The sequence below is a fragment of the Chryseobacterium lacus genome, assembly GCF_003336205.1.
Taxonomy (GTDB): Bacteria; Bacteroidota; Bacteroidia; order Flavobacteriales; family Weeksellaceae; genus Chryseobacterium_A; species Chryseobacterium_A lacus.
The window spans coordinates 175,483-196,451 of record NZ_QPIE01000002.1 but is presented as its reverse complement, the minus strand read 5'-3'; the positions used below and the strand labels follow the sequence as shown (position 1 = coordinate 196,451).

Sequence of the window (20,969 nt, the reverse complement as noted above, 5' to 3'; positions counted from 1 at the left end):
TTAGTTGGTAGCAACCATTATTTTCTTCACTTTCGTATTATCAAAACCAAGCGCATTTATTTCATCAGGGCTGGTCAACGTCTTCACAGTTTTGACTTTTTTTTCGCCCATTTTTTCTATAAACTTTTTGTACGTCATCACTTTACCATTCCACAGATAAACGGTTTCCGATTCCTGTTGTTTCAGCACCTGCTGTATCTGTAACATTTGTTCGTTTTCCTGATAAGATCTGGGATAATCAATGATGGGTTCAGCGTTTCCCAACGTGTAAGCAGATTTTCCGCTGTTGCAGGAAGCCAACACAAGAATAACTGAAAGGGGAACGATTTTTTTCATGGATTAAAGTGATAAATCAACAGTTGATCCCTCAAAGATAAAAAAACACACCCGAAAGCGTGTTTAAATTGTAATTCAATTTAAAAATAACTTTGCCAAAGTTGCACACCATGAGACCTCGAACGCGGGTGTTGTTCAACATTTGCTCAAGATTCAATATTTACCAACTTTAACCCATTTTTCAGAATTAGCATTTTTAAGTCTAAGCAAGCGAAAATTCTTAAAGTCTTTCGTTGCATATTCTAAATTATAGGTTAGAATATCTTCACTGGGTTCGTAAGGACGAGGATTGTAGGATTTAACACTAACTTTGATTAAGTAGGATTTGTTAGCTAATTTCTCTTTTACGGCTGGAAGTGTCCATAACTCTCTTCGATATATAAATCTAGATTTTTCAGGGACATAGCTGTTTAATTTTGTTAAGAAAGCATCATCTTTTGGCAAGGCTTCAATTTCCTTTAATGAATCATTTTCAATAAGAAACATACTATTTAATAGAAATCGACCATCCATAAATGACCAAGCTATAATTTCTCCTGGAATATATTCGTAAAGGTCCGGTTTTTCTTCTAAATGTTCTATTGATTTTTGGAATTCCAACAATACCTTTTCAGAATAATTTTCAGGTTTGAATTTCTTTTGCAATTCTTCCAATGTAAAGGTTTGAGCATAGGAAATTGTACTTACAGATAAAAAAAATAAGAAAGAAAAGATACTTTTCATAGAATTATAAAATTTTAATTTTTTTTACAGTTTTCGAGGTAGACTTATCGTGGATTAATGTTATGAATCAGCAACTGATTTCTCAAAGATATAAAAAACACACCTGAAAGCATGTTTAAATTATAATTAAATTTAAAAATATTTTAATTTCAAACTGAAAAAAACTTTGCCAAAGTCTTAAACCTTGGCAAAGTTGCACACCATTGAAAGTGTGATTATAATATCGTGTTTAAAAGGGTTTTATCTTTTCAAAATTCTTTGTACCGCTTCTTTCACGGCAGCGGCGTCTATTTTATATTTCTTCATCAGCTCTGCCGGGGTAGCAGATTCTCCGAAAGTATCGTTAACGGCTACAAATTCCTGTGGAGTCGGCCGCTTTCTCGCGAGCATTCCGGCAACAGATTCTCCCAGTCCACCTAAATAATTGTGTTCTTCAGCGGTCACAATTTTTCCGGTTTTCTCTACAGATTTTAAAATGATTTCTTCATCCAGCGGTTTGATTGTGTGAATGTTAATCACTTCACAGGAAATGCCTTCCTTCTCCAGCTCTTCTGCTGCAACCAACGATTCCCATACCAGATGTCCTGTAGCTACGATGGTCACATCCGTTCCTTCCTGAAGCAGAATTCCTTTTCCGATTTCAAATGGCATGTCTTCCGGCAGGAAAACAGGAACTGCGGGGCGCCCGAATCTGAGGTACACCGGGCCTTCGTACTCTGCAATTGCGATGGTAGCGGCTTTGGTCTGGTTGTAATCACATGGGTTGATCACCACCATTCCCGGAAGCATTTTCATCATTCCGATATCTTCCAGAACCTGATGCGTTGCTCCGTCCTCGCCCAACGTTAATCCGGCATGAGAAGCACAAATCTTCACATTTTTTCCTGAATAGGCAATGGATTGACGAATCTGATCATAAACCCTGGAAGTAGAAAAATTCGCAAACGTTCCCGTAAAAGGAATTTTGCCGTTGATGGTAAGTCCGGCTGCGATGCCCATCATATTGGCTTCAGCAATTCCCACCTGAATAAATCTTTCCGGTGCTTTTTCGATGAATTTCTCCATTTTCAAAGAACCGATGAGGTCTGCACAAAGGGCCACCACATTCGGGTTTTTATCTGCCAGTTCTGCAAGGCCGGCACCAAATCCGGAGCGTGTATCTTTTTTTTCTGTGTAGGTAAATTTCATTTTTTTGGTATTGAAGATTAATAATCAGCAGGAGCTTCCAGATAGAGTTGTTTGATTCCTAAAGCGAGTTGCTCATCATTCGGGGCTTTTCCGTGCCATGCGTGGGTTCCCATCATGTAATCAATTCCGAATCCCATTTCGGTGTTCAGAATAATCGCGATCGGTTTTCCGTTTCCGGTTTCTGTTTTGGCTTTCTCCAGAATAGCAATCACGGCTTCCAGGTCGTTTCCGTTTTTCTCATTGAGGACCGTCCATCCGAAAGCTTCCAGTTTCGCATGCAAATCTCCCAGACTCATCACATCATCCACATCTCCGTCAATCTGGCGGTTGTTGTAGTCGATGGTGGAAATCAGATTGTCCACTTTGTGGTGTGCTGCAAACATCAGGGCTTCCCAGATTTGTCCTTCCTGCAATTCTCCGTCGCCGTGAAGAGAAAATACCAAGCCTTTGTCACCATCCATTTTCTTTCCCAAAGCAGCTCCTACTGCAACAGAAAGTCCCTGTCCCAAAGAACCGGAAGCAATACGGACTCCAGGCAAACCTTCGTGCGTGGTAGGATGACCCTGCAATCTGGAATCCAGTTTTCTGAAGGTTCTCAGTTCATCTACCGGAAAAAAGCCAAATCTTGCGAGAGTGGAATAAAATACGGGCGAAATATGGCCGTTGGATAAAAAGAAAAGGTCTTCATTTTTGCCTTCCATGGTGAAGGGTAAGGAATAGTTCATCACCTTTCCGTACAGTGCGGTAAAATATTCTGTGCAGCCGAGACTTCCTCCCGGATGTCCTGAATTGACAGCGTGTACCATCCGGATAATATCTCTTCTGATTTGGGTTGTAAGAGATTTCAGCTCTTCAATACTTTTGCTCATTTTGCTTGATTTATCTGCGTGCAAATTTACGGTTTTTATACGGGTTGGGAAAATGAACCTTTCAGGGTATCGGCATATTTTCCCACTATCGCCAACCTGTTGGTGCAATGATTCGTCGCGGTTGAGTTGGTGGGTATTTGAGCTTTTTTCAGATTAAAACGTCTAGAAAATTATTTTTTCCTGATAAGCCAGAGTCCGATGAAGGTAAGGAGTCCGTTGATGATGATAAGTTCCACCCCGATTCTGTAGTCTGAATAATGAGTTACCATCGTATTGATGGCATAAGTGAGTACCGGAGCAATGAGTGTCACTGCGAGGATCGCGCCTTTTTTCATAATCTGGAATCTGGTAAAAATACCGAATGCAAATAATCCCAATAAAGGTCCGTACGTATAACCTGCCACTTCCATGATGAGATATACAATGGATTTATCATTGATGGCTTTGAAGATCATGATTAAAGCAAAGAACACCAAGGTGAAAATAAGATGAATTCTCATTCTGATCTTTTTTTTCTGTTTTTCAGTGAGGGTGGTGTCATCATTCAGGGTCAGCAAATCGACACAGTAGGAGCTGGTTACGGCTGTTAACGCACCGTCTGCAGATGGAAACAAAGCGGAAATCAGTCCGATAATAAAGATAACCGAAATCGCCATGGGAAAATACCCCTGCAGCGACAGAGCCGGGAAAAGATCGTCTCCCATGATATTGTTAATATTTCCTGCTGCATCTTTAAATCCGAACACATTGGAAACGGTTTCCTGGCCATTGATGATGTTCACGATGGTATCGTACTGTGCGCCGTTTTCCATTGCAAAAAGATAGAGCAGGCCGCCCAGAAAAAGGAAAGCCAGATTCACAAAAAGAAGGGTAACTGCGAAGGTCAGCATGTTCTTTTTAGAATTTTTCAGATTGTCCACGGAAATATTTTTCTGCATCATTTCCTGATCGAGGCCGGTCATGGCAATGGTGATGAACATCCCTCCCAAAACGGTTTTCAGGAAGTAGGTTTTGGAATTAATATCGGTATTAATGAGATGAGTATACTGCTGATCTGCAAGTATCGTGTAGGCTTCGCCGGCAGAAAGATTCAGGTTAGAAAGAATATACACGATGCATCCTATCAAACTTAAGATCATAAAGGAGGTCTGCAGGGTATCGGTAATCACGATGGTTTTCACGCCGCCCTCAAAAGTGTAGAGCAGCACCATCAGCAAAATGACTGCCGCCGTGACCCAAAAAGGAACGCCAAGGCTTTCTAAAAGGAAGATCTGAAGCACATTTACTACGAGATACAACCTCGCTGTAGCACCGATAGATCTGGAAATAATAAAGAAAAGCGAACCGATTTTGTGGGCTTCTATATTAAATCTTCTTCCCAGATAGGTGTAAATGGACGTCAGATTCATGCGGTAATACAACGGTAAAAGTATAAATGCTACGATGAAATACCCGATAAAAAATCCGATCACCATCATGTAATATTCAAAACCTCCGTAAAGGTAGTCGCCGCCGGTTATTTTCCCTACAGTACCAGGAACCGAGATGAAGGTAACGCCGCTGAGGCTGGTGCCGATCATTCCGAAAGCGACCAGCCACCACTTGCTTTTTTTGTTTCCGATAAAAAACGACTGATTGTCAGAATTGCGGCTCGTAATATAGGCAATAACCAACAGGCCAATAAAATACGCGAACACAAAAAAGAGCAGCACTGTAGCTGAGTTCATTCCTTTGAAATTTTAAGTTGAGCAAATATAGTTTTTTTGGCCACAAAAATAGTGAATGCTTTAGATTGGCAGGCAGGAATTTTTATTGAATGTGGAAAGGATTTTGGGAACAGTGGGTTTTGGGGGGATTACACTTTCACGCAAAGACCACAGAGTTTTTTAAAATTTTAAAATAAAGACCACAAAGTTTAATGCTTCATGGAAGAAGAAGTTGCATGGAGGAAATTAATGTTGTTCATGTACAAAATACTATAACGGATTTGAGAATGAATCCCCAAAATACCACTTTTGGGGTATTGCAGAAACCAGTTCATCGTGTCTATTTTTGTCCGAACTAATATTAAAACATTATCACCATGAAAAAAACTATCTATCTCATCTTGTTGCTATTCTGTTTTTCAACAATTTCCATTAGTTGTTTTGAAGATATTTTCGGTCTGGAAGATGAAGAAGAAGAAATTTCTACAACGACCAATGAAAAACCCGGTTATGACTTTAGTTTTACATGTGCAATAGGCTCTAAGAAAACCGTACCTATTTCCGCAGGTACAGAAAAATGTCAGAAAGCGCAAGAGTATTTTGCCAAAATGTACGGTTGCAATGAAGCCGATTACTTTAATGAAGCCAACTGTAAAGTATGCAAAGATTGTGGCTAGACCAACTACTGTTCTGTATGTAATTAGAATATCATAAAAATAAAATTCGAGAAATCCCTTTTAAGTTTTTGAAGGGGTTTTTTTATGCTGAGCAGTTTGGTATTAACTTAAAACAACGATAACTGCTCTACTGCGGTATTATAAGACTCGCAATAACGAGAAACAGTACTTTTATTTCGCTTTGAAAGTGAGATTCATTTGCCGCAGAAAAAACTTATTTTTGCAGCATGATAAACAGCGACCAACTGAAAGAAATCCAGTCCAGAATTACTGACCTGCATAAGTTCTTACAAATCGAAAGAAAGAAAATAGAAATTTCCAACGATGACGAGAGAACCGCAGCTCCCGAATTCTGGGATCATCCTAAAGAAGCAGAAGTCTTCCTGAAACAGCTCCGTTCCAAGAAAAAATGGGTGGAAGAGTATGAAGAAATCGCTACCGGAATGGAAGATGTACAGGTGCTTCTGGAATTTGCCAAAGAAGATCCCGATACTGAAAAGGAAGCCGAAGCTTTGTTCGCACAACTGAAAGAAAAAATCGAAAACCTCGAGTTTAAAAATATGCTTTCCAATGAAGGCGATGAACTTTCAGCCGTATTGCAGATTACCGCGGGAGCAGGCGGAACCGAAAGCTGCGACTGGGCAGGAATGCTGATGCGGATGTACACCATGTGGGCAGAAAATCAGGGCTATAAACTTCGGGAACTGAACTTTCAGGAAGGCGATGTAGCCGGTGTAAAAACCGTTACCCTGGAAGTGGACGGAGAATTTGCTTTCGGATATCTGAAAGGGGAAAACGGGGTGCACCGACTGGTGAGAATTTCACCTTTCGACAGCAATGCCAAGCGCCACACCAGTTTTGTTTCCGTGTATGTTTATCCTTTAGTGGACGATACCATTGAAATCAACATCAATCCGGCAGACATCAGTTTTGAAACCATGCGTTCCTCCGGAGCAGGCGGACAGAACGTGAACAAAGTAGAAACCGCAGTACGACTTCGTCATGCGCCCACAGGCATTATTATTGAAAACTCCGAAAGCCGTTCGCAGTTACAGAATAAAGAAAAAGCGATGCAGTTGTTGAAATCGAGGCTCTACGAAATGGAGCTGGAAGAGCGGATGAAAGCCCGAAACGAAATAGAAGCCGGAAAAATGAAAATAGAGTGGGGAAGCCAGATCCGGAATTACGTGATGCATCCGTATAAGCTGGTAAAAGACGTGCGTTCAGGGTATGAAACCTCCGATGTGGATGCGGTGATGAACGGCGAAATTACTCCATTTTTGAAAGCGTTTCTGATGGCTGACGGAACCGCAGTGTCGGATGATGATCTGGGGTTGTGAAAATCATAACAAGGTGAAATGAAGCCTCAAAATGGTCACCGAAAACGGAATCAACTTTGCCGAAGTTATGTCAATTTTCTGTCCCAAAAACGCCAACGGAATGAGTGCGAAAACGGAAACCATCTGAATTCTCGTCAAATTAATTTGCGGTGCTCATTTCCGGAAGATCACTGCTTGATTCGCGGTATTGCAAGGGCGTGAGCCCGGTATGTTTCTTAAAGAAGATCGTAAAGTTTGATTCCTGAGAAAATCCCAGATCATGGCTTATGTTTTTCACCGGAACGGCACTGGCGCGAAGCCTGATTTTCGCCATGTCGGTGATTTTGGCATCAATAAATTTCTTGGCACTGAATCCGTAGACCGTTTGTATAGCGCGGTCCAAAGATCTTTTGGTCATGTTCAGCTGCTCTGCATATTCCTCCACGGTGGTATCATGCTGTCCGTTTTGGGTCACCAGATGGCAAAATTTGGAAGCGATCTCTTTTTCATATTGGTGTTGCGTATTTTCTATCAGCAAAGGATCACTTTCCAGCAATGAACGGATGATGATAAACTCAATAAAATTGGTGAGCAGGTTTTTCTTAAAAATCGGGTTTACTTTTCTGTTCAGCAACGGAGATACATATTGTTTCAGCAAAGCATCATACGGCAGAAAATGATTGTCTACTGCAGTGCCTGTTTTTTCCTGAAAAAGCAAACTGTGGTTAATGTAATACATCAACTGTGGATGATTGGCGAGAAGTTCTCCCGTAAACCAGATGAGTACAGCGTACTCGTAAGGCTGAGGGACAGAGAAGCTGCAGTTTTGGGGAAGAAAGAAAAAAGTCTCGGGTTTCAAGCTCATCGTTTTGCCATTACTTTCCAATTCTACATGTTCTGTGGCAGTATACACGATGCAAAAAGCCGTTATTTTTCCTTCTGCATCAATATGTTTATGAGGGGTAAGCAGCTCAAACCCCCAATTTCTCAAAAATTTATTCATCCATGTGTATTGTGTAATAAAAGTAAGAAAAATATGTCATTCTGACAAGATTAATCGTTAATTTTTTATTAATCAGGTTAATCTCACAATAATAGTCAATTATTATTATCTTTTGGAAGAAACATAATGTACTGAATTGCAGAGTGCTGCATAATAAGTAGCCTTTGGATTATTCTCCGAATCTCCTTATTTCTACCTTCTTTTCACGAACCTTCAGCATAATGGTTCCCAGGAGGTTGGTTTCGTCTGCCTTCACGTCTATGGTCAGGCGGTGGGGAACGGCATATACATTTTTCTGCAGTGCGGCGGCATTGGTTTCCACATCGTACCGGCCTACAGGAAGATACCCGTGAAACTCACCTTTTTCGTTGGCGTAAAAAGTATAGCGGGTGCCAAAAGCATCTTGGAAAATTAACGGGATTCCGGAGTAATAGGCAAAGACGTCGAACTGGTGAATGCCGGTGCTTTCATATTGGAATTTTCCACGGACCAGTCCTGCTTTTTCGAGTGGAATGGTGATCAATTGGTTCTTCTGGTTTATTTCAGCTACCGTTTGAGCTGCAAACCACTGACTATCTTCCGGCCTGATTCTGTAACTGCCGTAAGGAACTTTCCTGTACTGTATATATCCTTTTTCGTCGGTAATAAACCGTGCATTGTTGATGCTGATTCTGATCCCGGAAGCAGGCTCGTCGATGAGAGGATCGTACACCCGGTTGTTGTTCAGGTCGCGGTATAGAAACACTTGTAGCGTTCCACTGTCCGGACTTCCTTTTTCTCCAAGTTCCGGAAGCAGTTGCTGTACCCCGAGCTGATAAAAACTATAGGCGCCTTTATAATATTGTCCCGAATACCGCATGTGATTGAAAGAGGCCTGTAACAGGGTTTTCCGGCCCAGTTTGTATTCAGCGTTCATCATGCCTCCGAGATTGGTTCCGGAATACAGGTCATAGCTGAACGTGCTGTTCAGCTGCAAAGAAAGCCGCTGGTTCAGAAACTCAGACTGATAGCTGCCTTGTGCAGATAACTTTTCCGTATTCCTGAAAAATTCCCTACCGAACTGGCCTTCATACAGCATGAAATTTCCTTTCTGGTAAGTCCCGTTCACGGAGAATTTTCCGATAGTCCAGTTCAGCTGAGAACGGTGGATATACGCTAAGGGGGTGATTCCTGCAAACTCTGAGAAGCCCTGCTGGAAAGAGAACTGGATGAAATGATTTTTTTGAGGCGAATAGTTCAGGGTGGTGTTCAGCAATTGACTGTTGAACGTAAGCGGATGCAGGGCAGTAGATCCCGGGAGAAAAGTATTGGCCATTTCCTTTCTCCATTTCGGGCTCATATTCAGGCTCAGTTTTTTTGTGAGCTGAAACTGGGTTCCGCCTTCGATACTGATCTGTTCGCTGTGTTGTGAGCCGAATAATGACGGAATCACATATTCCGGACGGTAACGGTTGTAGCTGAAAGCCATCCACACATTTTGTTTCGTGAAATTTCGCGAAATCCGCTGGTCAAAGTAGGTGTTTCCGCGTCGCAGTCCCGGATAATATCCGGAGCTGTAAAATCCGCTGGTGTTTAGGTGGTAGTTCCCAAGACTGGTTCGAAGGTCCAAACCTCCCGCCAATGAGGATTTTTGCATTCCTTCATTAAAAGCGCTGCTGTTTCCATATCCGAGTTTTATATCCAGGGACGTTTTCTGTTCGTTCCGATAGCGGTAGGTATTCATGAAAATAAAGTGCTGCTGGTCAGATTCCCGATCGAAAACCACCATCTGCTCTGCCTGAGATTTTTCTCCCATTTGAAACGCAGTCGTGCCGAAGGCAGAATAACCCCGGTTATTTTGCAGGGGTTCGGCCAGGTTATAACTTTTATCCATGGCACCTACCGAAATACGGGGTTTAGCCTCGTCGTTGGTTTCGGTGAAGGAGATGCCGCGGCCATAGAGATTCCGCTCCAGTCCGGAGGTGTTCAGGTTGCCCAAGCGAACGGCTGTATTTCCTTTTTTCAGATCAAGCCAGGTATTGCTCAGATAAAGTGGTTCAAACTGCTCAGGGCGATAAACGGCATTAAAACTCAAGGTGCCTTCCAGATTCTTCAGATAGAATTCGGTATGCCCGTCAGCCAAATAAGAAGCTTCACTGCCCTCTATAGTATTTCGGGTGCTCAACCGGAGGCGATTGGGAGAAATGCGGTTCAGTAGGGAAGAAACCTGTGATGGATCAATGTATTTTCTGTTGGAAGAGGCATTCTGTACCGTTACCATGGTATTTCCAAAAAATTCCCGGTTCCGGTTCAGTCCTGCGATATTCACGGTAAAAACTTCAATATTCAGCAGCTCACGGTCAACCACAGTGCTGAAGGTGACCGTTTGGCTGGAAAAAGGTTCCATGGTTACTTTTCTGTTCAGCGTAATCGCACGGCCATAGATATTCGGAAACTGCGCAATAAGCTGTGTTTCTTCGGTGGTATTGCCATTATTGAAAATCTGTGCGGACAGCTTCAGTGAATCCCCTTCACGGAAAATCATTACCTGAGGTTCTACAGCGCCCAGGCGGAGTTCCCGGCGCACGTCCATGGTGAGCAGGGTTTCAGACCGGGCTACCGGTGTATTGCCTTCGAGCACGGTGTAGCGGATCAGACTTTTCCCGGCAGGCAGTTCTTTTCCGATGAATATTTTCACTGGAAGAAACGCTTTTTCACCCGCATCCAGAGACAGGCTGCGGGAGTCATTGATGATTCTCAGCCCGGAATCTCCGTTGATCAAAAGTGATATATCGCGTTCAGTAGCAGAGGTATTGTGTACAGTGACCATGAGATCCAGCATCGTATTATTCCGGCCGCTCACTGTTGAATCCACAGAAATCTGCACCGGGGCTTCCTGTCCCTGAAGAATCAGGCCGGGGCTGAAAAGACTGAAGAACAATAAAAATGAAAATAACGGTTTCAACAATGGGTGATTATTGAGGAATGAGGCTGAAAATTAAGGTTCCTGAATACTGTTCGTAAGACCTGTTGAAAAAGCTGTTTTCTCCGCCCTGAGTGGCATACGTGAGATCAAAAAAACGGGGTTCGGTAGCAGCAGTGTTGCTGTTGGCTACCGATTGGGAAGCGGTGGATAGTACAACGTTTCCGGTAACGGCCTGCGTGCTGTGATCCCGGGAGATCATTCGGATGAGGTTCACGGGAAGTTGTTGGTTGCTGCTGGTGGTCAGATTCTGATACATGGATTGTACTGTGACGCTATAACCCGTAGAAGAGGTTACCGATACCGCACGGGATAACGTTTTGCTGACCCCGTTGGCATAATCCGCCGGAGTTTTAAATTCCAAAAGTACATTTTTGGCAGCGCCGTCAATGATAATACTGTTCTGAACCGGCTGGGGTGGTACTCCCGAGGGGTATACCTGCATCTGAAATGACACGGTTTTGCTGTCCATTGTTTCCATTTTTGAATTCCAGAGTTCTATCACCAGGTTCACGGTATAGTTCTGCCAGGATTTATAAGTGTCCAGATAAGCTCCGCCTTCTACAGCAACGTCATACTGCATATTCATATTGAAATACTGTTTCATCTGAAGACTGTAAGGTGAGTTGTTGACCAGAAATGAATTGGAGAATTGATAAGGAATTTTATTGGTAAGCGGTTGCAAATTGGCTATTGAGGGAAGTTTACCGTCTTCATTCGCCTGACTGCCGGTAATCGAGGCCAGTTTAAAACTAAGCTTTTCCGCCGGGAATACTTTGCCTTCACTATTCACTATGGGATTGGCGACCCTGAAAGTCAATGACCATCTTTTCATCTGGCTTCCCTGATTGCTGTTGATGTGAAAAGGGATAAAAATCAAGTTGTTTGATGTGGCACCACTGTAGCTGTTTACCGGGAGCCAGCCTGTATTGTAGGGTCCAATAGTGGTCTGTGCCGCCCCGACACCTCCTATCAAAATTGCAAGTACAGCAAAGAGAAATTTATTCATGAGTGAAAGTCAGTTCGGCTACTTTGATCAGTTCCTGATCCCCTTCGTAGGTGAAGGTGGAAGAGGCAATGTATTTACCCGGCTTTAGTTTTTCCGGCAGTGGCAGCACGACTTCCCGACGGTCGCCAGGCAGCGTGTAGACAACGACATTTTCCATTTTAATCCGCGTACCGTCGTCCTGACGCACCAGGTCTGTGACCACCGTTCCGTCGGTCCAGGTATTTCCCTGATTCACCATGCCCAGTTTCAATTGTTTGGCTTTTTTATTATAAGCAAAATCATAAAAGTCAATATCCGGAGCGGGAGCGGAAGGTTGCCGGTGATAAACTTTTACCCCAGTTCTCACACTCACTTTTACCAAGGCGCCACTTTCGTTAAAAGAGTCAATAGGGTTGGTCTGTGTAAAATAGACGAGAGCGGTATGCACGGGTACATCAGAAGATTCCTTTCCTGCCGGTGGTGTGACCACGAGTTCTATTTCGCGGGATTCTCCCGGTGCCAGACTGAAGTAAGACTGTGGCCGGATGGAAATCCAGCTGGCCATAGAAGTGGGCAGGGTGCCGGGTTCCTGAATCACATTGCTTCCCTGTGTATCATATTTCCAGTCGTTCAGGGTTACCGTCATTTCCAGCGTGTGGGTAGCGCTGGGATTGGTAACCAGAATGGTATTGGTGGTGCTTTGTCCGGCAGTACCTGTATAGTAGCTTCTGGGCGGGCTCACCGAAATACCGGTTTGCGCCGACAGCGTAGAAAAAAGGGAAGAGAGCAGGGTAAGCAGAAAAAGAGATTTTATTTTCATTGTGTGTTCTTAGCAAGATTGATGCCCTTCCCGCCTGCTTCCTTACCTGAAAGCAGGCGCTATTGGGCAACGATTTCATAAATAACTTCGGCACTGTATACCGTTGCTTCTCCCGGTGTCATGTGCTTATTGATATAGGCATCCAGGTTTCCCTGGGCTTTGTATTCTACGGTCACTGTTCTGTTGATGCCGCCGGTGCTGCTCTCGATGATTTTCTCGGGAGAGGTTGACAGTCCTGCGGTGCTGTACACTGCGTCGGACAGAGGGTTTGAGTCTCCGCTTTTGGCAGTGATGGTCAGGTCTGAAGCAGCAATGCTTTCCGTCACCAGAGCCTGTTGGCTAGTGAGAGTCGGGCTTTCAGAACGTACGTGGACGCTGAATCCGCCTGTGCTGTAGATCTGGAGATGGTCCTTTTGCTCCACGCTTACGCCATTAGCATAATCTGCCTTGGTATGATAATCCAAGTTGACATTTTTCTGATTCCCGTTCACCACCAGAGTCTGAATGGGATATAACCGTATATTAACGGTGGTTTGCTGTTGAGCCTGCATTACGATGTTTGCAAATACGACAGTACATATAGAGATGAATAACTTTTCCATAACATGAACTTTTTACGTTATTTTTTCTCCTTCATTTGTGTTGAGATAAAGATAGCAAAGTTTTTCACATACAACTATGAAAAATGTCATGACAACGCTTTTTTTCTCTCTTTGTACGGTATCCCCCTGATTACCAGAACTGAAAAAAAAGCTGCTTCACAAGAGGGAAACAGCTTTTGTTTTTATCGTGTCATAAGTGTTTTAGCTTGCTACGATTTCGTAAATCACGTTAGTAGTATATACTGTAGGATTGTCACCATCCTTAAAGTATTTGTTTACGAAAGTATCAAGATCTCCATTATCTTTATGCGAATAGGTTACGTTGAAGTTTTTGTTTACTCCACCTGTTGTACTTTTAATTAATTGAGCACCGGTAGTAGTAAGAGGCACGTCTGTCTCGTAAGCAGCTCCTGCTAAAGAGTTGGTTGTCCCTGCTGCTGATGTAATCAAGATGTCGCTTGAGCTAATAGACTTTGCGGCAGCTGCTGGAAGCAAACTGGTAAGAGTAGGGGTTTCAGATTTTACGTTTACTGTAAATCCTCCGGTGCTGTACACGGTAAGGTGGTCTCCCTGAGATACCGTAACACCATTAGCGTAATCGTCTTTGGTTTTGTATTCGAGATCTACGTTAGCTGCGTTCACTACAATTGTCTGAATAGGATGCAATTTTACGTTTAGTGCAACTTGATCTGTTTCTGGTTGTGCGTTTGCTGCGAATGCTGTTTGTGCGTTTGCTGCGAATGCTGTGAGGACTAAAGCAAGTCCAAGAAATCTTTTTTTCATAATTTGTGTTTTAATTCTTCTTTTGTGTTGAGAGATTTTGTATATTTGTGTTTCTGTCATTTTTGACGTTGCAAAGATATGCAGGGTTTTCGGATGCGCAATTATTAAAAAATACAATTCGCTTATGAAAAAATACACCCTGAGTCGTTCATCTGGCAATATTTGCGATTTTTCACAGTAATTGCCTTTCTTTTCCGGCGTAAAGCCAGCCGTTCCTTCGTTTTAAGATGCGTGTTCAGAGAATTCTGATGAGGTGGTTGTTGCCATAGCCTTGGGTTTTTTGCTGTTATACGTATTGTTTTGTGTTTTTAGAATCGTACGAAACCGCCGGCAGCTGTTGTATTTTTTCTAGAGTAAAGGTAGTACGCTCCGTTTTTTTTTCCTAATAATTTTGGCTGAATAATGTCATATTTATGCATTTCGCAAAAAAGGGAAAAAGGCTAATTTGATTAAACGATTAATCTAATAAGCAAATTTGCAAATCAGCAAATTCGCTTTTTCTAAGTATTAACTGCAAAAAACCACCCCGTCATCCTCCTTCGTCGGCTGCCACCCCTCCAGAGGAGGGGAATATTTCAGCCTCTTTTGTACCGGAGAGAAAAATTCACTTTGTAAGCTATCAGCAAATTAGCAAATTAGCAAATCAGCAAATTCACTTTTTCTAAGCATTAACTGCAAAAAACCACCCCGTCATCCTCCTTCGTCGGCTGCCACCCCTCCAGAGGAGGGGAATATTTCAACTTCTTTTGTACTGGAGGGAAAAGCACATTCTTTCTAAACAACGATTAACCGATTAAACTTTATGCATACTCCTTTTCTTCGGGTACGGTTCGGGTCTCCTTCGGATCGTGTTCGGTAAAATGGGGGTTTTACCGAAGGTTTACCGAACACGACCCGAACAACATCCGAACAAAACATGATGAGCTAATAGGCTAATAAGCAAATTTGCAAATCAGCAATTTACTCTTTCTAAAATTCACCAGTAAAAAACCACCCCGTCATCCTCCTGTCGTCGGCTGCCACCCCTCCGGAGGAGGGGGATGTTTCCAGCCTCTTTTGTACTGGATGGGGTCATTTACTTTTTCTAAATAATTAACCAGCAATCAGCAAATAAGCAGATAAGCTATCAGTCAGCAGCCGAATTTAAGGTCAGGAAAACTAAGGAAAAGATGGAAGAACTATAACAGAAATTTTAGTCATTAAAATACGGCTGTATAGTTCATTTAGGATTATCAACTATATTTGTATAGTTATATCAGGATTAATTTATTAACCTGTATAGTTATTTCAGGACGGGTCACTACGATCAACCATAAGGTAACTACGGGGTAACTACGGGGTATGTACGGGGTATGTACGGGTGAAGTATGGAGGTAAAGAATTTTGGAGATGCGAAGTCCCTGTTTTAGCAGTTTTTAGGTGAGCTAAGAAGCGGATTTACACCACCATTTAAAGACCAAATGCTCTGAAGAAGGCAACCGACCTAGGAGCTTTTGGCGTAAAAAAAAACATAAATTTCTGTTGTTGTATCTTGCTATTATCACCTAAGAAAAATATCTGGTGTTTGAAGCGAGCCACAAAACTTTCCTTATCCCCTCAACATGAATGCGAGCAAGTTCAGATATTTTCGAAAAGGAAGTTTATGTTTTTTTAGCAAAAAGGTCCAGTCTTGAAACATAACGAAGTGGTTCGCCGATTCCATTAAAAATAATAAAAACCAGAGAGGTACTTTTTTGGTTCTTTTATCTCAGAGTTTATTTACTGTTTTTAATGGAATCGATGAATCTGCGATTTGCGTCAAGGCAAAAGAACAAGAATCCGCCATCAGCCATCAGCCATCAGCAAATTCGCAAATCAGCAAATTCGCTTTTTCTAAGTATTAACTGCAAAAAACCACCTCGTCATCCTCCTATCGTCGGCTGCCACCCCTCCAGAGGAGGGGAATATTTCAACCTCTTTTGTACTGTAGGGAAAAGCACATTCTTTCTAAACAATTAACCGATTAACCGATTTAAACTTTAATCAGCATACTGCTTTTCTTCGGGTACGGTTCGGGTCTCCTTCGGATCGTGTTCGGTAAAATGGGGGTTTTACCGAAGGTTTTCCGAACACGACCCGAACAACATCCGAACAAAACATGATGAGTTAATAAGCTAATAAGCTAATAAGCTGATAAGTAAATCAGCAAATTCGAACAATCCCGGTCTGTTTTACCAAAGCAAATTCGCAAATTCGCAAATCAGCAAATTCACTCTTTCTAACCGATTAACGATTAACCAGCAATCAGCAAATCAGCAAATTCGCAAAAATCCCGGCCCGTTTTAGCAAAGCAAATTCGCAAATTCACTCTTTCTAAACCATTAACCGATTAAACAATTAACCATCAATAAGCAAATCAGCAAATTCGCAAATCAGCAAATTCGCTTTTTCTAAGTATTAACTGCAAAAAACCACCCCGTCATCCTCCTGTCGTCGGCTGCCACACCTCCAGAGGAGGGGAATATTTCAACCTCTTTTGTGCTGTAGAGAAAAGCACATTCTTTCTAAACAACTAACCGATTAACCGATTAACCAGCAAATAAGCAATCCGCTCTCTTCGCTCCATTAACAATCCATCGTTATTTCAGAACGGTTCACAATTTCAATCTTTTTCATCTTTCTTCGGGTACGGTTCGGGTCTCCTTCGGATCGTGTCCGGTAAAATGGGGGTTTTACCGAAGGTTTTCCGAACACGACCCGAACAACATCCGAACAAAACATGATGAGTTCATAAGCTGATAAGCAAATTCGCAAATCAGCAAATTCGCTTTTTCTAAGTATTAACTGCAAAAAACCACCCCGTCATCCTCCTTTCGTCGGCTGCCACCCCTCCGGAGGAGGGGAATATTTCAACCTCTTTTGTACCGGAGAGAAAAATTCACTTTGTAAGCTATCAGCCATCAGCAAATCAGCAAATTCGCAAATCAGCAAATTCACTCTTTCTAAACAATTAACCCAATATTATTTGCCCGATTCCCTTTTTTTATTACCTTTACTTCCAGCGTTTTACCATACGATGTGAACGGCCCTTGACTGTACCGCATTATTAACAGAAATGTAATCTAAATCATCCATTCCATGAGAGAAGAATGCGTATTTTTGCGCTATTATTATAATCCATAAACCAATAAAACATGAAAAGAAAAAGACTTTTTTTAATCCGGACAGCCCTCGCGCTGTTCATGGTGCTGTGCTCCGTCTGGGGATGGGGGCAAGGAAATGTTACCATAACTAGAAGTAGCTTTCCTAGCGGAACCGGCTATACTTCTTCTACATGGAATGCAACTGCATCGACAGGAGAAACAATTACAGGAACATCTAATTTGTTTTTGACAACTGTAGCTTATATTCAAATTGGAGGAACTCAAATCCCTCATCCTTACAATAGTACAGCAATACCTGGGGCAATAACTAAAATTGAAATTACAATGCCGGGAAGTGGTAGTTTAAGAGCTTGGACACCTAGCGTTTCTGCAAGTACTGAAATTACCTCTGCCTCAGAAGGAACAAAACTTGCAGCGAAAACTTTTACTTCAAATTCGGGAACTTTGAGTTGGGACTTAGATGCTGCAGATAATTATAGATATTTTTATTTACAGGCGGGTGGAAACACAAATATTGCCGAAATTAAAATAACATACCAAGTTGCGGCTGCTTGTCAAACTTCTGATCTCGCATTTACTAACACAACAGTTTCTCAAGATTTATCAACCGGAACTTATACTCAAACGGCGACCTCTTTAAATGGAACTACAGGCATCATTTATAGTAGCTCAGATGAAACTGTTGCGACTGTTAATCCTAATACAGGAGTGGTGAATTTTGTAACAGCTGGTACCGTAACGATTACTGCTACACAAGCAGAAGGAACACATAATGCTACCCTTTATTGTACAGGAACCGCAACGTATGATTTAACAATTACATCGTCCGCACCATCGTTGGTTATCACAGGAGCAGCTGATCACGGAGACTCTTGCATTGGTACGTCTATTACAGAAACCTTCACCATTACAAACAGTGGTAACTCCTCAGCAGGCGGACTTACTGTAGTTTCAGACAATAGCCAATTTGTGGTATCGAATCTTTCGGCTACCACGGTTCCCGGCTCCAACGGTACCGTTACTTTTGATGTTACATTTACCCCAGCCTCTTCGGGAGCACAAAATGCAACTATCACTGTACAGAGTTCAACTTCCGGCAGTAATGTAGCTACTTTTGATATCACCGGAACTGGAAACACTACGGTTGATCCAGCACTCGCAACCAGCGCAGCTACTTCAATATCGGCAACGGAAGCTACCCTGAATGGAGAGATCACGTCCTTGGGAACGTGTCTAAGCAATCCGTTGACAGAGAAAGGATTTGTGTACGGAACTTCTGTCAATCCTGAATTTTCCGGAGGAACTTTCTTGACAGATGGTACCGCTGCAACAGGCGTGTTTGATGCTACCGTGACGACCTTATCACCCGCAACTACCTATTATTATAAAGCGTATGTAATGGATGGAACAGGACAGTATTATTTCAGCAATGAACTGAGTTTTACCACCACTTTAGATGCTCCTGTAGCCACAGCGGCCACCAACATCACTCCGGCAGGCTTCACCGCCAACTGGAATGCGGTGACGGGAGCGGATTCTTATGTTTTGGAGGTTTATGAGGAAACCGGTGCTCCAATGACTGATCTTATCATTTCTGAATATGTGGAAGGTTCAAGTAATAATAAATACCTTGAAATTTATAATGGTACTGGGGTTGATGTTGATTTAAGTACTTATTCAGTCACATTACATGCTAATGGTACATCTGGAATAACAAATACTCAGAATTTGAGTGACTTACAACCAATTTTGTTAAATGGAGCAACTATTGTGTTACGGAATAGTGGTGCTAATCTGACTACGCCAATTGGTGTTGCGACTTACATTTCGAGTGTTTGTAATTTTAATGGTGATGATGCAGTAGTACTTCGTAAAAACGGTTTTGAAATTGATATTTTTGGAGTTATCGGAGATGATCCGGGAACTGCTTGGACAGGTGCAGGGGGTTATTCAACTTTGGATAAAACCTTAAGAAGAAAAAGTAACGTAACGGGAGGTGTGACAGTAAATCCGACCGGTACAGGTGAAACTGCGTTTACAACTCTTACCACAGAATGGGATCTGTTTGATATCAATACCGTGTCAGATCTCGGTTCACACACCGCCAACACAGTAACACAAACTTTACTATCTACACAAAATGTAGGGAATGTGTTAACATTCGATGTAACAGGATTAAACCCAGATTCCAACTATACTTATAGTGTAATAGCAGTAAAAGGAACGGTTGAATCTGCTGTGAGCAATACAATTTCTGTAACAACATTGCCCATTATTACTTGGGATGGTTCTGCATGGTCTAATGGAACAGGCCCCGATGCTTCTATGCCAGCAGTAATTGATAACGATTATGATGGGTCGTCTTTCGAAGCAGCAAGTCTCACTGTGAACAGTGGTGCTACGCTGACGGTTAATTCCTTCGTAAGGACAGGCGATGTGGTGAACAACGGAACGATTACAGTAGCCAATAATGCGAATTTCATACAGACAGGAACCTTTACAGCGGGAGCCGGTTCTGCTTTCAATGTGAGAAGGGTAACAAAACCTGTGCTGCGTTTGGGATATATTTCATGGAGCAGCCCGATGGCCTCAAGTACACAAACTTTGAAAGAGTTTTCGTATGGTAAACTGAATGACGGAAGCAACCAGTCGGCAACAGGAACTTTGGACAACCGTTTTTACACGTATAGCGGTGCTAGTTATGTAACCATTCCGTCAGGAAATACTTTTGTGCCGGGCCAAGGTTACCAAATCCGGACACCGAATGATTTCACCACAACTGCACAGAACTTTCAGGGCTGGTTTACCGGTTCCGTGCCCAACTCCGGAAATATTACATATGATGCCACAGCAATTACAGGAGATTATGTGTTCTTAGGTAACCCGTATCCGGGAAGTATTTCAGCATTGGCATTCCTTCAGGAAAATACCGGCGTTGCATCACAAACCCTGTATGTGTGGGATAGTGCTTCGGCTATGGACGCCGGTAACCAATACACTGGAAATACCTATTGGGCACTGAACCCGACTGGGACAGTACCATTTGGTACAGATGACGAACTCATTGCAACAGGACAGGGATTCTTCGTTGAAAGAGGTGCTTCACAGAACAGTTTTAATTTTACCAATGCGATGAGAGTGACTGATGCAACATCAGGCGTATTTCAGAAGGCCGGAAATGGCGTTAACGATAAATTCTGGCTGCAGATGGAAAGTGCTTCAGGAGCGAAGTCGCAGGTGCTGATGGCGTTTGCCGGAGCAGCAACTGCAGGATTCGACAGCACATACGATGGAAAGTTACTTGGTGAAGGTACGGATGTCATGTACACCAAAGCAGGAGGACACAAATTGGTCATTGATGCCCACGCAACCTTCCAGAATAATGATCAGTTTAATGTATTTATCAACACTTCCCATATTCAGAATTATACCATTTCGGTAGTTCACCGTTTAGGAGCACTTGCAGCTGCAGGGCAATCGGTATATATAAAGGACAAGGCTACCGGTGTTATTACTGACCTTACTTCCGGCAATTACAGCTTTACGTCTGCCGGCATTGGAGAAGAAGATCGATTTGAAGTGTTTTTCAGCAGCATGGCATTAGGAACTTCAGAGACTGTGAAACATGATATTCAGGTGTATGGAAATGAGGGTATGGTAACGGTACTTGCTAGAAAAGATATTACGAAAGTCAGCGTATATGACATGTCGGGTAGATTGCTTTCACAAAAAACCGAAAAAGCAAGAACTGTGAGCATTCCGGCCAAAGGTGCAGTATATGTTATGGTAGTAGTGGAGCTTGCTGACGGAAGCAAGGTTTCCAAAAAAGTAAAAATATAAAAACATAAAA

The 20,969-nt window shown here is 42.5% G+C and carries 15 protein-coding genes; 3 read left to right on the top strand and 12 right to left on the bottom strand.

Annotated elements, in window-relative coordinates; all coding sequences use genetic code 11:
• From DQ356_RS02925 to DQ356_RS11400, 6 genes are all read right to left on the bottom strand, one after another.
• Positions 1-336 (bottom strand): hypothetical protein, encoded by a 336-nt coding sequence (locus tag DQ356_RS02925; RefSeq protein ID WP_114302969.1) that lies wholly within the window; start codon positions 334-336, stop codon positions 1-3.
• Positions 337-489: 153 nt separating this feature from the next.
• The gene (locus tag DQ356_RS02920; RefSeq protein WP_114302968.1) at positions 490-1,059 is read right to left on the bottom strand and encodes a hypothetical protein; all 570 of its coding nucleotides are present in this window, start codon (positions 1,057-1,059) and stop codon (positions 490-492) included.
• A gap of 240 nt (positions 1,060-1,299) precedes the next feature.
• Positions 1,300-2,247, bottom strand: coding sequence for a transketolase family protein (locus tag DQ356_RS02915; protein WP_114302967.1), 948 nt, complete (start codon positions 2,245-2,247; stop codon positions 1,300-1,302).
• A 17-nt stretch (positions 2,248-2,264) separates the two neighbouring features.
• Positions 2,265-3,116 (bottom strand): transketolase, encoded by an 852-nt coding sequence (locus DQ356_RS02910; RefSeq protein WP_114302966.1) that lies wholly within the window; start codon positions 3,114-3,116, stop codon positions 2,265-2,267.
• 170 nt (positions 3,117-3,286) lie between these two features.
• On the bottom strand, positions 3,287-4,843 hold the full coding sequence (locus tag DQ356_RS02905; protein WP_114302965.1) for a sodium:solute symporter: 1,557 nt from the start codon (positions 4,841-4,843) through the stop codon (positions 3,287-3,289).
• Between the two features lie 188 nt (positions 4,844-5,031).
• Positions 5,032-5,157 (bottom strand): hypothetical protein, encoded by a 126-nt coding sequence (locus DQ356_RS11400; protein WP_262510889.1) that lies wholly within the window; start codon positions 5,155-5,157, stop codon positions 5,032-5,034.
• Between the two features lie 42 nt (positions 5,158-5,199).
• Here DQ356_RS11400 and DQ356_RS02900 point away from each other — a divergent pair, with 42 nt between their 5' ends.
• Entirely contained in the window at positions 5,200-5,499 is a 300-nt protein-coding gene (locus tag DQ356_RS02900; protein ID WP_114302964.1) for a hypothetical protein, read from the top strand.
• 227 nt (positions 5,500-5,726) lie between these two features.
• A complete protein-coding gene (prfB, locus tag DQ356_RS02895; RefSeq protein WP_114302963.1) occupies positions 5,727-6,839 on the top strand; it encodes a peptide chain release factor 2 in 1,113 nt (370 codons plus the stop codon).
• Positions 6,840-6,978: 139 nt separating this feature from the next.
• Here the strand turns inward: prfB and DQ356_RS02890 are convergent, their stop codons facing one another.
• The 6 genes from DQ356_RS02890 to DQ356_RS02865 form a co-directional block, all read right to left on the bottom strand.
• Entirely contained in the window at positions 6,979-7,821 is an 843-nt protein-coding gene (locus DQ356_RS02890) for a helix-turn-helix domain-containing protein (RefSeq protein WP_114302962.1), read from the bottom strand.
• Between the two features lie 169 nt (positions 7,822-7,990).
• On the bottom strand, positions 7,991-10,768 hold the full coding sequence (locus tag DQ356_RS02885; protein ID WP_126723226.1) for a COG1470 family protein: 2,778 nt from the start codon (positions 10,766-10,768) through the stop codon (positions 7,991-7,993).
• Between the two features lie 7 nt (positions 10,769-10,775).
• Complete coding sequence (locus DQ356_RS02880; protein ID WP_114302960.1) at positions 10,776-11,792, bottom strand: hypothetical protein; 1,017 nt, start codon at positions 11,790-11,792, stop codon at positions 10,776-10,778.
• Positions 11,785-12,591, bottom strand: a complete 807-nt coding sequence (locus DQ356_RS02875) for a fimbrial biogenesis chaperone (protein ID WP_114302959.1) — start codon at positions 12,589-12,591, stop codon at positions 11,785-11,787. Before DQ356_RS02875 ends, DQ356_RS02880 begins: the two co-directional genes overlap by 8 nt.
• A gap of 59 nt (positions 12,592-12,650) precedes the next feature.
• The gene (locus DQ356_RS02870; protein WP_126723225.1) at positions 12,651-13,193 is read right to left on the bottom strand and encodes a hypothetical protein; all 543 of its coding nucleotides are present in this window, start codon (positions 13,191-13,193) and stop codon (positions 12,651-12,653) included.
• Between the two features lie 201 nt (positions 13,194-13,394).
• Positions 13,395-14,093, bottom strand: coding sequence for a hypothetical protein (locus DQ356_RS02865; RefSeq protein WP_228420614.1), 699 nt, complete (start codon positions 14,091-14,093; stop codon positions 13,395-13,397).
• Positions 14,094-17,149: 3,056 nt separating this feature from the next.
• Between DQ356_RS02865 and DQ356_RS02860 the strand changes: the two genes are divergently transcribed.
• Complete coding sequence (locus DQ356_RS02860; RefSeq protein WP_114302957.1) at positions 17,150-20,959, top strand: beta strand repeat-containing protein; 3,810 nt, start codon at positions 17,150-17,152, stop codon at positions 20,957-20,959.
• The last annotated feature ends 10 nt before the right edge of the window (positions 20,960-20,969 follow it).

Coding starts and splice junctions, on each gene's coding strand:
- DQ356_RS02925 (WP_114302969.1), bottom strand. CDS start 336: ATGAAAAAAATCGTTCCCCTTTCAGTTATTCTTGTGTTGGCTTCCTGC.
- DQ356_RS02920 (WP_114302968.1), bottom strand. CDS start 1,059: ATGAAAAGTATCTTTTCTTTCTTATTTTTTTTATCTGTAAGTACAATT.
- DQ356_RS02915 (WP_114302967.1), bottom strand. CDS start 2,247: ATGAAATTTACCTACACAGAAAAAAAAGATACACGCTCCGGATTTGGT.
- DQ356_RS02910 (WP_114302966.1), bottom strand. CDS start 3,116: ATGAGCAAAAGTATTGAAGAGCTGAAATCTCTTACAACCCAAATCAGA.
- DQ356_RS02905 (WP_114302965.1), bottom strand. CDS start 4,843: ATGAACTCAGCTACAGTGCTGCTCTTTTTTGTGTTCGCGTATTTTATT.
- DQ356_RS11400 (WP_262510889.1), bottom strand. CDS start 5,157: ATGAACTGGTTTCTGCAATACCCCAAAAGTGGTATTTTGGGGATTCAT.
- DQ356_RS02900 (WP_114302964.1), top strand. CDS start 5,200: ATGAAAAAAACTATCTATCTCATCTTGTTGCTATTCTGTTTTTCAACA.
- prfB (WP_114302963.1), top strand. CDS start 5,727: ATGATAAACAGCGACCAACTGAAAGAAATCCAGTCCAGAATTACTGAC.
- DQ356_RS02890 (WP_114302962.1), bottom strand. CDS start 7,821: ATGAATAAATTTTTGAGAAATTGGGGGTTTGAGCTGCTTACCCCTCAT.
- DQ356_RS02880 (WP_114302960.1), bottom strand. CDS start 11,792: ATGAATAAATTTCTCTTTGCTGTACTTGCAATTTTGATAGGAGGTGTC.
- DQ356_RS02875 (WP_114302959.1), bottom strand. CDS start 12,591: ATGAAAATAAAATCTCTTTTTCTGCTTACCCTGCTCTCTTCCCTTTTT.
- DQ356_RS02870 (WP_126723225.1), bottom strand. CDS start 13,193: ATGGAAAAGTTATTCATCTCTATATGTACTGTCGTATTTGCAAACATC.
- DQ356_RS02860 (WP_114302957.1), top strand. CDS start 17,150: ATGAAAAGAAAAAGACTTTTTTTAATCCGGACAGCCCTCGCGCTGTTC.